The following is a 14,286-nucleotide window of genomic DNA, read 5'->3' as shown; positions in this document are numbered from 1 at the left end:
TATTCCTTAATGACAAATAGTAGTATGAATTCTAAAGTTGATGAATTTTTAAGTAAAGCTAAAAAGTGGAAGGAAGAATACGAGAAGTTAAGAAGTATCGTTCTTGACTGTGAGTTGAACGAAGAATTTAAGTGGATGCATCCTTGTTATACGTTTGAGAAAAAAAACATAGTTTTAATACATGGATTTAAAGAATATTGTGCGCTTCTTTTTCACAAAGGTTCCTTGTTAAAGGATGACCACGGGATTCTAATCCAACAAACGGAGAATGTACAGGCCGCGCGCCAGATACGGTTCACCAATGTTCAAGAAATAGTGGAAATGGAAACCATCTTAAAAGCATATATTTATGAAGCAATTGAAGTTGAAAAAGCCGGTTTGGAAGTGAACTTTAAAAAGAATACTGAATTCGTAATTCCTGAAGAACTTCAAAATAAATTCGATGAAAATTCTGCCTTGAAAACTGCATTTGAAGCATTGACGCCAGGAAGACAACGAGCATACATTCTTTATTTTTCAGCTCCCAAGCAATCCAAAACTCGACAATCAAGGGTTGAAAAATCTATCCAGCAAATTCTTGATGGAAAAGGTTTAAATGATTAGAGAACACTAATAGAAAAAAGACTATAGACAACTCGTTTTTTCGAGTTTGTCTACAGTCTGAGACTATCAAATTATGATGGTCTTTTTGATTTTAATATTAGTGTTGAACAGAGTCATTTTTTAATACCACAGTCTATTTAGATGTCTTATGCATGGATTTCAATATATTTTAAATACTTTATTAGTTTTATACCGATGTTTCTACTTTTTCTAGCATCGTCCCATGTTCTGCTAAATTCGTATGGAATGAAAATGCCTTCTCCAGTACATGAGGAGTTTGTCCGCCTCTTGTTAATGCTTCCTCATAGTAACGATTTAATTGTTCTTTATACTTAGGGTGTGCACAGTTTTCAATTATTAGTTTTGCTCGTTCCCTAGGTGCTAGTCCTCGTAAATCTGCATAACCTTGCTCCGTTACAACTACGTCAACGTCATGCTCCGTATGATCCACATGTGCTACGAACGGAACGATACTTGAGATGTTACCGCCCTTTGCAATTGATTTTGTAACGAAAATCGCTACTCGTGAATTACGGGCAAAGTCACCAGAACCACCAATACCATTCATCATTCTTGTTCCGGAAACATGCGTCGAGTTAACGTTCCCATAGATGTCGAATTCTAAAGCAGTATTAATAGCGATTAATCCGAGACGACGTATAATCTCCGGATGATTTGTAATTTCCTGTGGTCTTATTACAAGCTGATCACGATACTTTTCAAAGTCTCCATATACTTGCTTCATTTTCTCACTTGAAAGCGTAATGGAGCATGCTGATGCAAAGTTTACTTTTCCAGCATCTATTAAATCAAAAACAGAGTCTTGCAGTACTTCTGAATATACTTGTAAATTTTCAAACTCAGAATTAATCATTCCATGTAATACAGCATTAGCAACGGATCCAATACCAGCTTGTATAGGTGCAAGTTTATTTGTAAATCTACCTGCCCTCACTTCTTCAGATAAAAATGCAATTAAATGCTGCGCAATTTCTTCCGTTTCAAAATCTGGAGGAACAATTGTTGAAGGGGAATCGATATGTTCTGTAAACACAATCCCTTTTATTTTTGTTGAATCGAAAGGAATACCAATTGTCCCTATTCGATCATCTACTTTCTTTAAAGGAATAGGCTCTCTTTTCCCTTGTTCAGCTGGTTCATATAAATCATGCAATCCTTCTAATAATTCAGAGTGCCCCATGTTTATTTCTACAATAATATTTTTTGCTTGTGATACAAATGTTAGAGAGTTACCAACAGATGTAGTTGGAATAATCATTCCATCCGCCGTAATTGAAACCGCTTCCACAATTGCGAAGTCAATTGTAGGTAATGCACCCGCTCGAATCATTTCTGATGTGTGTGATAAATGCTGATCTACAAATAAGTGTTTGCCGGCATTAATGTTGTTTCTCATTGCTGCGTCTGCTTGGAATGGCAAACGCTTATTTATGATACCTGCTTCTGATAGTAATTTATCTATATCGGAGCCTAAAGATGCTCCTGTAAAAATATTCACTTTAAAATCGTCTTTTTTCGCTCTTTCTACTAATGCAAATGGAACCGCTTTCGCATCACCTGCACGTGTAAAACCACTTAACCCCAATGTCATTCCATCTTGAATCCAAGATGCGGCTTCATCCGCACCAACAACTAGACTATGTAAACTATTATCCTTTATACGCTCAAGACTTTTTTCCATAACTTGAGATCCCCCTTGAATATAGCATTTAAATAATTTTATCGTGTTTTGTCACAATTTAGATAAAAATTGATTAATATACGTTTTATGCGTTTGAAGCAGAAAATCTAATTACTAAAACAGCATTCTTTTTAAATTTAATAATATTCTTTATTTCCTTTGAAAAAACAGATGAAAAAAAACGCTTGAATTACAAGGAGTTTTCCCCTTATTCAAGCGTTTATATTTAAAATCCTAATAATTTTCGAAAATAACTAGAATACGATTGGCTTACAGATATTTTTTCTTCATTATCCATCGCAAGTAAGAATGTAGAATGTGTATCTGGAAAAATTTCTTTAATATGATGTACATTAACAATAAAGGATCTATGGCATCGGATGAACATTTCTCTTGGAAGCCTGTATTCAAAGTCTTGCAAAGAACTAGTATGTGTACCAGATAATGTTTTCGTAACAATATATGTTTTACGATCTCTAGCTTCTATATATAAAACATCTGAAAAAGGGATAGGTTTCCAACCGTCCTGGGTCTTAATTGTAACAACTGATTTACCTTCCGTGAAAGTGGGATATATAGCTAAAACACAGCCTTCCAATTTTCCTTTAAACTGAAATGGTACCGCCATGCCATGATAAGGCACCCCAAAAACTTCCCTTTCTATAAATTCGGAAACCTTTTGCTTACTGTGCAAAGCTTTATATGCTATTGTTCCTTCTTTTACAGAGTCTCCTGGGGTAATCTTCAAATCAATTCTCTTACTTGGTCGATAATATATATATTCCTCCGTATTAGAAACGGCAATTGAAATTTCTTCTGAAAATAATTCACCAATAACATCTAAGAGTGCAACAATGGATAGATCCTTCATCCCTTTACCTCCCTTTATTCGCAAACGACTATTTCACGAGAAAACTGCTGCTTTGTTGTTATACAACGATCTGTTATTTTTAAACCTACCTTCTCCAAACGCTCATCCATCGATTCAATTGTTACAATAACTACCTTCTTCGCAATTCTTCTAGCATTTTTTAAAATGGTAAATTGTTCTTCATAAGATGCACTTGTATATAAATTGTAAGGTAAATCAATAATAGCTACATCATATGTTTCCTCGATGTCTTCTATTGCACCCTTTTTTACATCACCGTTTAAACCAAAATAAGCAATATTTTCTCTTGATCCTTCGCAAACAAGTGGATTAATATCTCGACCAACGATATGTATTCCCATCGAAAGCGCTTCTACTAGTACCGTTCCTATTCCACAACAAGGATCTATTGCTCGGATTCCCGTGGGATGTGGAACCGCGATATTTGCTACTGCCCTAGCAACACGTGTGCTTAAAGCTGTAGAATACTCTCTCGGTTTTTTCAAATGATGAAACCATATCGGTTCACTTTTGGTATAAGCTCCAAAATACCAACGACCACCATATGGAACTACTGCGTATAGCTGGTCGGGATTATGTAAATCAAAGTCTCCTTGCATTTCACTACCGATTGCTCGTTCTATTTGAAGACGTTCGCTATTTTCGATTTTATCTTCGCCTTGGCGATCATTAATTTTCAGGAATATTACTTTATTCGTCTCTTCTTCCGAACCAAAAGCAGAAGCCTGTGCAATGATTTCTTGCACTGTGTCACCATCTATCAAAACTTCTACTCGACCTTTCATAAATGGACTTCTACTAGGATCGATATTCACTTGGCTTTTTATAATTTTTAACTCTGTGTCTTCTCCAAAAAAAGAGCGCATCTCTAAGTGACATAAAGAGCGTTCTGCATCATTGTATGCATATGTATAAATGAATGCCGGTTGTCGGCTAATGTTCGTCAATATATTCCCTCCAATAGTACTTCTATTATAACATGCTATTTGCTTCGGGCGAGATACATACATAACTGTAATACGGAGTATCCTAAGCATTCTTATCAGAAAGGCTTTAAATTTGAAAACACTATATCCAAGAGTTATAATTATCCTGCATTCAAATATTTTAACACTAAAATATATTTCAGGAGGAAATATACATGGCTAGATTAGAAGGTAAAGTAGCAATTATTACAGGTGCAGGTTCAGGTATGGGACGCGAAGAAGCAATATTATTCGCAAAAGAGGGTGCAAAGGTTGTTGCAACTGATATTAATGACGCAACTGTTCAAGTAGTAGCGGAAGAAATTAAAGCAGCTGGCGGAGAGGCTATTTTTGTTTCTCATAATGTTACCTCTGAAGAAGATTGGAATAAAGTTTATGAAGAAACAATTAGCACTTTCGGTAAATTAGATGTGCTTGTAAACAATGCAGGTATTAGTCAACGTGGTTCCATGGAAGATCTAACAATTGAACAATGGGATACTATTATGAATATAAACGTTAAAAGTGTTTTCCTAGGAACTAAATTATCATTACCTCACTTCCGTGCTAATGGTGGTGGTTCTATCGTGAACATTTCTTCTATCGCTGGTTTAAAAGGTAGCTCAGGAGCGGGTGCTTACACTTCTTCTAAAGGAGCTGTTCGCATGTTAACGAAAGCATCTGCTGTTGACTATGGAAAAGATAATATTCGTGTAAACTCAGTTCACCCAGGATTTATTACAACTCCTATGAGTAAAGCATACATGGAAGATGAGAAAATGAGTAAATGGTTCTTATCTCAAACTGCTCTTCCTCGTGTTGGGGAATCTATTGAAGTTGCAGAAGCAGTATTATTCTTAGCATCTGATGCTTCTTCATATATTACTGGTGTAGAGCTTCCAGTTGATGGCGGCGTAACAGCGAAATAATTATATTTAGAAACCGATTCCTCGGAAAAGGGAATCGGTTTTTTATTTTCTCAAACAACTTCTTTATGAGAGATATCTCCTTCTAAAATAATTTTATATTCGTTTTCGTGTACTTCTACTATTGTAAGACTTGTATCGTGAATATAAGGAGGATCCCACAGTTTCTCAATAGAAGAATTTTTAAAAATGGATATTAGGCATTTAATGACAACAGAGTGAGTAACGATTAAAACATTCCCTGAAATATGCTCACTTTTAATACGGTTTAAGACCTCTCTAACCCTTTCTTGTGTTTCAAAAAAAGTTTCACCCCCTACTGGATTGTAGTTCTGTGGGGCATTCCAGAAAGAATTGAATTCTTCCGGATAATTTTCTTGAATAAAAGTTTGCGTTTTTCCCTCCCACAACCCCATATTAATTTCTTTTAGATTTTCATCGATTATTATTGGAATAATTCGATCACCACAAATTATTTCTGCTGTCTTTTGTGTCCTATTACTCGGGCTTGAATAAACAGCATGAATTGAAGTTTTTTTAAGACTGTTTCCTAAGTTCATGGCATTTTTAATTCCGCTATCCGTCAACTCTGAATCCTTCCATCCTTGCATCTTCTTTTGTATATTCCACTCTGTTTCACCGTGTCTTGTTATATATAGCGTTAACATATCCCACCTTCTTGTAAGTAGTTGTAAATCTCTTCCCCTATCTCCGTTAAAATTCGCTTCGATATTAAGTCATCTACATCCTTCGATAGAACAGTTGCAATTAGCTTCCGTTGTTCGACGTAAAAAATGCCAACATCATGACGCGTCCCAGGAATCCATCCCGTTTTATGAGCTAGCTCCCAAGCAGTCATTCCATTATTAAAATTGGAATACGGGGATGGCAACTTTTCTGGTAAGCAATCTTTTATTTGTTGCTTTTTCATAATACCTATCATTTGTTCACTAGCCTCTGCACTCACTAACTCTCCTCTTGTCATCTGTTTGAGCAACTTTGAAATATCATTTGGCGTTATTTGATTAAAACCTTTTGGATTAGGGTTATTCATCATTAATTTATTATAAAAAGTGCTTTTTTCCATTCCTATCTCTTTCATCGTGTGAACAATGTTGTCCACTCCAATGAGATCTATAAGGATATTCGTTGCTGTGTTATCACTTTGAATAATCATCAGCATAACTATGTCATTAATGGAAAGCGTAGTTCCGGGCGTCAGATGTTGAAGAACACCAGAACCTAAAACGATATCTTCGGACTTGAGAACAAGATGATCTGTTGTTGTTAGTTTTCCCCTTTCAGCTGCGGCGAAAACTGCTGCCATAATAGGCACCTTTATAACACTTGCTGCGTAAAAGAGTTCGTCCCCATTCAACACCCATCTCTCACCTAAATCCAAATCTTCCAAAACAATGCCCCATGTTCCATCCGTTTGTTCAATCAATTCTAGAATACTATTTACAAGTTTTTTCACATTTTATCTCCTTTGTTGATATTTTTTAATTTTCATTGATTATAATCTATTATAATTAAATAGTAAGGTATATTATGAACATTGAATAAATAAAAAGGGTGGAAATTCCTATTCAACAGTTATTTTTACTACAACGAGTACTTGATTATATCGATAATCATATTACGGAAGACATTGATCCAGAGAAACTGGCCACCCTTATGGGTTATTCCCCTTATCATTTTTATAGAATTTTTGATAAGCATATTGGTTATACGGTTATGGATTATGTACAAAAAAGAAAGCTTCAGTTTGCTTTATATGACTTAGTCCAAGGCAAAAAAATTATTCAAATTGCATTGGATTATGGTTTTGAAACTCACTCTGGTTTTACAAAAGCTTTTAAAAGATGCTTCGGAAGTCCTCCAAGCTTATATAAAATGCATTGCCCAATCTCATTGCCACAAAAATTGGATTTACAGAGTCTTCGTCAAAAACAAACTGGGGGCATCGTTATGCAACCGAAAATTGTTTATAAACAATCTTTTGAAATTGCTGGCAAGACATTCGAGAGTGACATTGAAAAGGTCTCTTATACAAGAGATGCCCCTGCCTTTTGGCAACAAAGAATTCCAGCGGATGAAGCAATCGAAAGCACACTATACAATTTATTATCTCCAAGAGAGCATGGAGAATACTGTATTAATTTAAGTGATCCAGAATTAAAGGACAGATTTACTTATTTATTCGCAGTAAATTATGATCAAGAAGTACAACTTCCTGATGGATTAACAAGGTTGAAAATTAAAGCTGCGACTTATGCAGTTTTTAGAACCCCTTTTGTGGAAGTGGAACAATTTGTCCCTTCTATCAGAGGGACTTGGCAATACATTTTGGAGGATTGGTTACCACAATCTCATTATGAAGTGGATGAAACTGTTTATGACTTTGAATATTATGATGAACACTGCCACTACTGGGAATATGAAAAAATATATATGGAAATTTATTTACCGATAAAAGAAAGAATCGAGGTTTAGTATGACTGTATATCAATTAATAAGTGACTACAAAAACATAAACGCATATAAGGAAAGCTTTAATGAACTGGCTAAATTGGTCTTTGGAATCGATTTTAAAACATGGTATGAAAAGGGGTATTGGAGCGACAACTATGTTTGTTATTCATACGTCGATGGAGAGAAAGTGATTGCAAATGCGTCTATAAACAAAATGACGATTTTATCAAATGGTAAAGAATATAAAGCCATACAAATCGGCACGGTTATGACTCATCCTGATTATCGTAATCAAGGCTTATCCGGAAAACTGATGAACCATATCATGGAGAAATATGAAAAAGAGTCCGATTTTATATTCTTATTTGCTAATAAATCCGTTTTAGACTTCTATCCTAAATTTGGATTTGAAAAAGTACAAGAAAGCAGTTTTTCATTGAGTATATCAGACGTTAAAAAACAACAAACAAAATCAAGTACTTTACGACGTTTAAATATTGAAAGTGCAATGGATTTGCAACTATTAGAAAGTTTTGCAACTGAAAGAATACCTGTATCAGCATTATTAGGTGTGAAAAATAATGAACATCTCTTAATGTTTTATTTTATTTTGGTATTCAATGATGCAATTTATTATATCGAAGAGGAAGACGTAATTGTACTATTTAAACACGGGGATAGTCATCTTCATATTTTTGATATAGTGAGCAAAAAAAGAGTGGATATAGATACCATTTTAAATCATATTATTTCTACTGAAACAAAGACAATTAATTTTTATTTTACCCCAGATTATGATGGGAAAAAGTTCAATACAGCGTTTATAACAGATAGTGATGATACATTATTCGTCCGTCCATTGATTAAAGATGTAACAGAACATTTTTTATTTCCATTAACATCGCATTCTTAAAGTTTTTGATGTTACAAACAAAAAGAACAACACTTGATAGAAGAATAGATTGGAGAAATAGATAGTTATAGATGCAGAAGGGGATAAAAAAATGGAAATAAATTTTAGTAAGTATTCTATCATTTTAATTGTTATTGGAATTTTTGTTGCTTATATGGCTTTCCCACCAATTAGTATTGATCTATTGGGTTGGTGGGGAATATTTATTGGTTTTGGTATCTATTTAACAGGCATAGTACTTGGAATCGTTGCTTTCTTTAAGAAAGAAAAAGGATTTTTGAAGTATGTCTCGTTACTTTCCGTTTCATTAGGCGTTTTATTCATTGCATTTCTTTCTGCAATTGTCGGTAAAATTTAACGAAAATTAATTTGTTACCCTTATTGAACTAACGCCGCAGGTTAGTTGAAGAAGGATAAGGAAATATTTTCATGTAGCGTATTCGATGTAATAAAGATTAAAGTGGGATGACGTATGTTTTATTTCTGAGTGTTATTAAGAATGGGAGATTGTATGAAAACCTATATGAAAATTTTTATGTATTTCTTTTTAATGATGGGTATATTCCTGATGTCGAGTATTTATTCTAGTGAAAATTTTCAAAAGCCATTCAATACTTTAGATATTATGGATATTTCAAGAATGGTTTTGATAGGCATAATTAAATTGGCAAGTGGATTATTTATTATTGATACTTATATGAGATTTAACGAATTATCCAAAGTTAAAAAAACATTATTATTAGTAATAGCTTCTCTAAGCTCAGTGGTCGTTTGTGCATTTCTCACAGGTATTTATTTTTAAAAATTTTTATTTTTGTTCAACTAACGGGTGCTTTACTTCAAGAAGAAGTGGGCTTAAATATGTAATAAAGGAGGCGGTGAAAATGATAGGGAAAGATAAAGGGGAAATTAACGAAATAGTTTACAATAACACTGTTTACTACAATGGAAAATATAGACGTTACCCAACCATTACTGAGTTAAAAGGAATATTAGATGAGATTATTAGTTCTGATTCAACTACCGAATATATTAGGATTACACCATTCTATATAAATGAGGAAGTAGATATGCAAATTGAATTCGAGGAATTCATGTTTTATATAGAATGTAGAAATTGGTTTGATGAGAAAGACCAAGAGATGCATATCTTAGATTGTCTTAATCCAATAGATACCCCTAGAACACTTAATGATGTGAAGCTAGGTTCAATACTTTATCCATTTTGTAAACATAACGATATTGTTTCATATCAAAAGGCACTTGAAGAATATAAGGAGTCTTTAAGGGAGATTTTACCTAGGATGATGAAAATAGCAAAATCAGAAATGGAGTTAAAAGAAGAACATTTACCATTTGGGTATTTTTGCTTTGAAATTCATAGTGGTTAATATGTTGTTCAACTAACGGGTGCTTTAGTCAAAAGGAGCAACGTCCTTTAAGACGTTGCTCCTTTTTCATTTAAAAGTACTTCTGATAGTACTCTTTTCTTAACCTTCCGCTCAACTGAGCATAGATCTTGGTGGTTTCACTTTTTTCATGCCCCATAAGACTTTGTATGACTTCAATAGGAGCTCCATTATTCAACAAATGAGTTGCATAGCTATGTCGAAGTTGGTGTGGGTGAATCTCTTTATTAATTTCCGCACGATTGGAAATACGCTTGATGATGTATCGCATTTGGGCGACACTCATTTTGTGTGGCTGTCTGGCTGTTACAAAAATAGCAGAGTTATGATCATTACGACTTTCTATGTAGCGTTTAAGCCATATGTCGCAACGTGTATTAAAATAAACCTCCCTTTCCTTGTCGCCCTTTCCTCTAACAATTGCAGATTGATTGGACCAATTAATATGGTTCTTTTCTAACGCGACTACTTCTCCAATTCGACAACCGGTAGAAAACATGAATTCAAAAATCGCTTTTTCTATTGGAGAATGACAGGATTCACGAAGGTGTTCAATCTCCCGTTCGGTTAAATACTTGGGTATTCGCTTCCCTATTTTGGGTGCTTTAATTTTGGAAGTTGGATTCTTACTCAAGTAGCCTTCTTCATGGGACCAGCGAAAAAATGATTTCATAAAGCGGATACGATGTGCAAGACTGGCTGGTTTTAAATGCTTGCCGGATATAGCGAGATATTCTTTTAGTTGATTTGTATCCAGTAACTCCATCTCTACATCCTTAAAGTATTCAATTAGTAGTGAAGACTGTAACTGGTAGGCCTTCAACGTTTGTGGCGAAAAGCCCTCTATTCGCTTATCGGCTTCAAAGGAAGCCCATGCTTTTGACAATAACAAATCCATTCCCCCTAAAATAATAATATTAAAAGGATTATTGCCAGTTTAATAGAATTATAGACATAGGTGTTTTTTCACTAACGTGGCAGTTTAGTTTAATAAGCATGGTTAAAAATCGGAATATATAATACGAAAAATCCGAACTAATAATAAGTAGGTGTTTTTATGATGTCTTTTCCAGAACTATATACAAACCTTGTTGGTTCTCCTTTGTATATTATTGTTTTAGTTATGAGTATTGGATATTTAGTTTTCAACATAAAAGTAAAAGGTTTCTTTTCTACCGTGTATAAGATTTATTCATTATTTATTATAGTTAATTATCTTATCGCACTTTATTTTCGTTTTTTTCGCTAACGGGTGCTTTACTTCCAGAATAAATAAAGCATTTTCTTAATGAACTAAAGCGGCAGTTTAGTTGAATATATTGACTAAGTTATTTGTAGATTCCGTAAAAAAAATCCCCAAAAATGGGGACTAAATTTAAAAGATTCAAATCATACAATCATTTATTTTTCTTTATGACATTTTGCAAATGCGGTGGAAGTTCAAAAGTTTCCATGTGTTTAAAATCTTTAAGCTTAATTTCACTTGGAGCTATAGAAAATGTTAGTTGGTCTCTTCCTACTGGGTTATGTGCACCTATAACTGGAGTGACTTCAAGGGTTACTGAAAACATAAAAGAATTATTAGTTCTTTCCGTATTTAAAATTTTTATTTGATATGCATACACCGAGGGACTTTCGGTAAGATAATCTGAGTAGTAATTAGAAACCGCTTCTTGAATATTTGGTAATAGTAGTAAAAAAAGCATGTCCATTACGTGTTCTTCTTTAGACTCTTTAGCAGGCTGATAATAATCTGATTCAGCATAAATTAATGTTGTTGATATTAGAAATAACAGTAAAAAAGAAGGAGCTATAATAATTTTTTTCATTTTTGCACCTCCTTTTTAATGTTTAGTTTGTTCGTAAAACATTAACTTATCTCAACCAAATATTTCATTTTTATTCCTATTAAGCTAACGGGTGCTTTACTTCAAGAAGGAGTAAAGCCTTTTTACTTATTGAACTAAAGTAGCAGTTTAGTTGAATAAGCAGGTACAATTTGAATGCATATCGAAGTAGATTATATAATAACGAAAATTTTTCAAGTAACTGTATCGAAGGAGAAGTGAGAAAATGTGGAAAAACTACAAATTAGATTAGCGGAACAGAAAGATGCTGTGAATATGCTTGAAATTCAGCGTGCAGTTTTATCAGAAGAACAATATTTATTGTCGACCTTAGAAGAATTTAACCAGTCCGTAGATGGTCAAAAAGCGTGGATTCAATCAAAGATAGACAATGAACGTGAAACAATTTTAGTAGCAGAGATAGAAAATGTTGTTGTTGGATGGCTTGTCTTCCAATCATCAAATCGCAAAAGATTGAGTCATACAGGTTCCTTTGGCATGATGATTGATAGTGCCTTTCGGGGAAAAGGAATTGGAAAAGCTTTATTGGAAGAATTACTAAATTGGGCTGAACAAAATCGGTACATTGAGAAAGTAAGCTTAGGTGTATTTTCTACAAATATTAATGCTATATCTCTTTATAAAAAAATGGGCTTTATCGAAGAAGGAAGAAAAATTGGTGAGGTTAAGCTGAATGATAAAGAATATATAGATGATGTATTGATGTATAAAAACGTAAAGAATTATTTTGGACATTAGTGGCATAACTTTGGGTGCTTTGATTACATTTTTCATCTTCAACTAACGCGTGCTTTAGCTCAATAAGGATAGTAGAATATTACATCAAAAAACGCTCATATTCCTGAGCGTTTTACTTGTCATTTATATTGCCAATTTGAAATATATGCTGGTTAGTATGAAATTTACTTTTTTATTGGCATTTTACTCCCACTAATCAAACCCGTTATTCTAAAACGAATGCTTTTTTATTTGTTTTAATAAATTTCATTCGTAAAAAAATCACTCTTTAGAACTTTTCATAATAATTTTATATAAGTACAGAACAGGAGATAATAGTATTGCACTTACAATGATTGCTGTTTTTATTGTAAAGTTCGAGGCTACTAATCCGATAACTGGTCCACCTCCAATTTGACCAATAGCATCTACTTGACCTTTTACCGAAAAGAAAGTTGCACGTATAGATGATTCCGGTATGATCTTATTTAGCCAAATGTCCTCAAGCGGATACATGACTTTCCTTGTCACTTGGATAATTATATAAAAGACTAACAATCCAACTACATACTTGGAAAATGCAAACCCAATTAATGAAGTTATAACAAATAAACTTCCTATAAAAAGAGACATATAAATATGTTTCAGATTTTGATGTATAGAACTTCGATTCATCAAATGAAGTGCTGCAAATGAAACTAACACGACTATAAATTGAATTCCACCCATTATTAATACTAATTTCTCATCTGTCAAATCCCCTATATTCGATACATTCAATAAATGAGACATCCATAAACGGTCAAAACCTTCACTATAAAATCCTACAAACAGAGCTATTAAAAATAACATTCTCATGATAAAGCTCGCTTTAGAGTAAAAAATAATTTTGCCCATGCTACTTTTCATGTTTTCCCAAGAAGAGATTCTATCTAGCTTATTTAAAGGTTTAAAATTGTCTTCTACCATAAAGATCATTAAATATATTGCTAATCCAACCATACATAATCCACCAATAATGATTGGCAGGCTAATCATGAAATAACCTATGAATATACTTAATGGGATAGCTATAATTTGTCCAAGGTTACCTGCCTTTGCTCCTCTTATAAATGCTAATGAAGCGCGTTCCTCTCCAATTTCGTCTGCAATCCACGCTTGTTGGGATCCACTAGTAAATGTATACCCTATCCCCCATGCAATCTGAGCTAATAGTACAGGTATAAAATAGGGGAATATCCCCTCCACTAAAAAGCCAAATCCTATTAGTAGATAACCAATTATCATAGAAAGCTTGCGGCTTCTTAAATCTGATATTACTCCGGTAGGAATTTCAAAAAGGAACACCGATAGCTCCAAAACTGTCCCAACTAATACAAGTTGTAGCGGATCAAGCTTTACAGTTTGTACTTGATATAACAAGTTTACTGTAAATATAATCGTAAAAAATAATTGTGATAAAAAGCAGGTAGAAATATAAACTCGATATGGATCTTTTGTTTTTAATATTTTCATTTCGTTACCCCCTAGAATTGATTATAAAGAGGGGAGTAACCCACTACTTGTCCAAATTTGCGATAATTAAGAAAAACTATCCTCTTAGCGATAGCCAAGCTATATCTTAAATGGATTGTAATGAAAGGTGGCGACTCCAGCGGGATGAGTGAGACAGATGATCCATCACAACGGACGCGTAGCGGCGGTGTTGGATCATCGCTCACCCCGCGGAACGCGTCCACCTGAAATGGAAATTCATGGTGTTATTTAATTCTTTAAAGTACTATGAATACTGGTTTCGTAGGACGATATTCCAAAT

General features: G+C 33.8%; 15 protein-coding genes. 7 read left to right on the top strand and 8 right to left on the bottom strand.

What is annotated here, in order from left to right; translation table 11 throughout:
• The first annotated feature begins 9 nt into the window (after positions 1–9).
• Complete coding sequence (locus ACTSKG_RS12890) at positions 10–603, top strand: YdeI/OmpD-associated family protein (protein WP_464754995.1); 594 nt, start codon at positions 10–12, stop codon at positions 601–603.
• 187 nt (positions 604–790) lie between these two features.
• Here ACTSKG_RS12890 and ACTSKG_RS12885 read toward each other — a convergent pair whose 3' ends face one another.
• The 3 genes from ACTSKG_RS12885 to ACTSKG_RS12875 all read right to left on the bottom strand — a co-directional run bounded on the left by ACTSKG_RS12885 (position 791) and on the right by ACTSKG_RS12875 (position 4,144).
• Positions 791–2,305 carry an acetyl-CoA hydrolase/transferase family protein gene (locus tag ACTSKG_RS12885; RefSeq protein ID WP_464754994.1) on the bottom strand — a complete coding sequence of 505 codons (1,515 nt, stop codon included), beginning with the start codon at positions 2,303–2,305 and terminating at the stop codon, positions 791–793.
• 226 nt (positions 2,306–2,531) lie between these two features.
• Positions 2,532–3,176 (bottom strand): LytTR family DNA-binding domain-containing protein, encoded by a 645-nt coding sequence (locus ACTSKG_RS12880; RefSeq protein WP_464754993.1) that lies wholly within the window; start codon positions 3,174–3,176, stop codon positions 2,532–2,534.
• A 14-nt stretch (positions 3,177–3,190) separates the two neighbouring features.
• The gene (locus tag ACTSKG_RS12875) at positions 3,191–4,144 is read right to left on the bottom strand and encodes a TRM11 family SAM-dependent methyltransferase (protein WP_464754992.1); all 954 of its coding nucleotides are present in this window, start codon (positions 4,142–4,144) and stop codon (positions 3,191–3,193) included.
• A 194-nt stretch (positions 4,145–4,338) separates the two neighbouring features.
• On the opposite strand from ACTSKG_RS12875, the gene ACTSKG_RS12870 reads away from it, so the two are divergent.
• Complete coding sequence (locus tag ACTSKG_RS12870; RefSeq protein ID WP_464754991.1) at positions 4,339–5,091, top strand: SDR family NAD(P)-dependent oxidoreductase; 753 nt, start codon at positions 4,339–4,341, stop codon at positions 5,089–5,091.
• Positions 5,092–5,141: 50 nt separating this feature from the next.
• Here ACTSKG_RS12870 and ACTSKG_RS12865 read toward each other — a convergent pair whose 3' ends face one another.
• Both ACTSKG_RS12865 and ACTSKG_RS12860 read right to left on the bottom strand, forming a co-directional pair.
• Entirely contained in the window at positions 5,142–5,756 is a 615-nt protein-coding gene (locus tag ACTSKG_RS12865) for a histidine phosphatase family protein (RefSeq protein WP_464754990.1), read from the bottom strand.
• On the bottom strand, positions 5,750–6,565 hold the full coding sequence (locus ACTSKG_RS12860; RefSeq protein WP_464754989.1) for a serine hydrolase: 816 nt from the start codon (positions 6,563–6,565) through the stop codon (positions 5,750–5,752). Before ACTSKG_RS12860 ends, ACTSKG_RS12865 begins: the two co-directional genes overlap by 7 nt.
• A 98-nt stretch (positions 6,566–6,663) precedes the next feature.
• Between ACTSKG_RS12860 and ACTSKG_RS12855 the strand changes: the two genes are divergently transcribed.
• From ACTSKG_RS12855 to ACTSKG_RS12840, 4 genes are all read left to right on the top strand, one after another.
• On the top strand, positions 6,664–7,584 hold the full coding sequence (locus ACTSKG_RS12855) for an AraC family transcriptional regulator (protein ID WP_464754988.1): 921 nt from the start codon (positions 6,664–6,666) through the stop codon (positions 7,582–7,584).
• A 1-nt stretch (position 7,585) separates the two neighbouring features.
• Entirely contained in the window at positions 7,586–8,476 is an 891-nt protein-coding gene (locus tag ACTSKG_RS12850; RefSeq protein WP_464754987.1) for a GNAT family N-acetyltransferase, read from the top strand.
• A 91-nt stretch (positions 8,477–8,567) separates the two neighbouring features.
• On the top strand, positions 8,568–8,834 hold the full coding sequence (locus ACTSKG_RS12845) for a hypothetical protein (RefSeq protein ID WP_464754986.1): 267 nt from the start codon (positions 8,568–8,570) through the stop codon (positions 8,832–8,834).
• A gap of 526 nt (positions 8,835–9,360) precedes the next feature.
• A complete protein-coding gene (locus ACTSKG_RS12840; protein WP_464754985.1) occupies positions 9,361–9,867 on the top strand; it encodes a hypothetical protein in 507 nt (168 codons plus the stop codon).
• 70 nt (positions 9,868–9,937) lie between these two features.
• Here the strand turns inward: ACTSKG_RS12840 and xerA are convergent, their stop codons facing one another.
• Together xerA and ACTSKG_RS12830 are read right to left on the bottom strand one after the other, a co-directional pair.
• A complete protein-coding gene (gene xerA, locus ACTSKG_RS12835) occupies positions 9,938–10,777 on the bottom strand; it encodes a site-specific tyrosine recombinase/integron integrase (RefSeq protein WP_464754984.1) in 840 nt (279 codons plus the stop codon).
• 505 nt (positions 10,778–11,282) lie between these two features.
• Complete coding sequence (locus ACTSKG_RS12830) at positions 11,283–11,714, bottom strand: DUF3888 domain-containing protein (protein ID WP_464754983.1); 432 nt, start codon at positions 11,712–11,714, stop codon at positions 11,283–11,285.
• Positions 11,715–11,960: 246 nt separating this feature from the next.
• Between ACTSKG_RS12830 and ACTSKG_RS12825 the strand changes: the two genes are divergently transcribed.
• Entirely contained in the window at positions 11,961–12,491 is a 531-nt protein-coding gene (locus tag ACTSKG_RS12825) for an N-acetyltransferase family protein (RefSeq protein ID WP_464754982.1), read from the top strand.
• Positions 12,492–12,752: 261 nt separating this feature from the next.
• On the opposite strand, the gene ACTSKG_RS12820 is transcribed toward ACTSKG_RS12825, so the two are convergent.
• Positions 12,753–13,985, bottom strand: a complete 1,233-nt coding sequence (locus ACTSKG_RS12820; RefSeq protein WP_464754981.1) for an MFS transporter — start codon at positions 13,983–13,985, stop codon at positions 12,753–12,755.
• Positions 13,986–14,286: the final 301 nt, after the last annotated feature.

The organism is Psychrobacillus syltrankelensis (assembly GCF_055454035.1).
The sequence above is the reverse complement of the archived record's forward strand: the minus strand, read 5'-3'. Positions and strand labels throughout refer to the sequence as shown.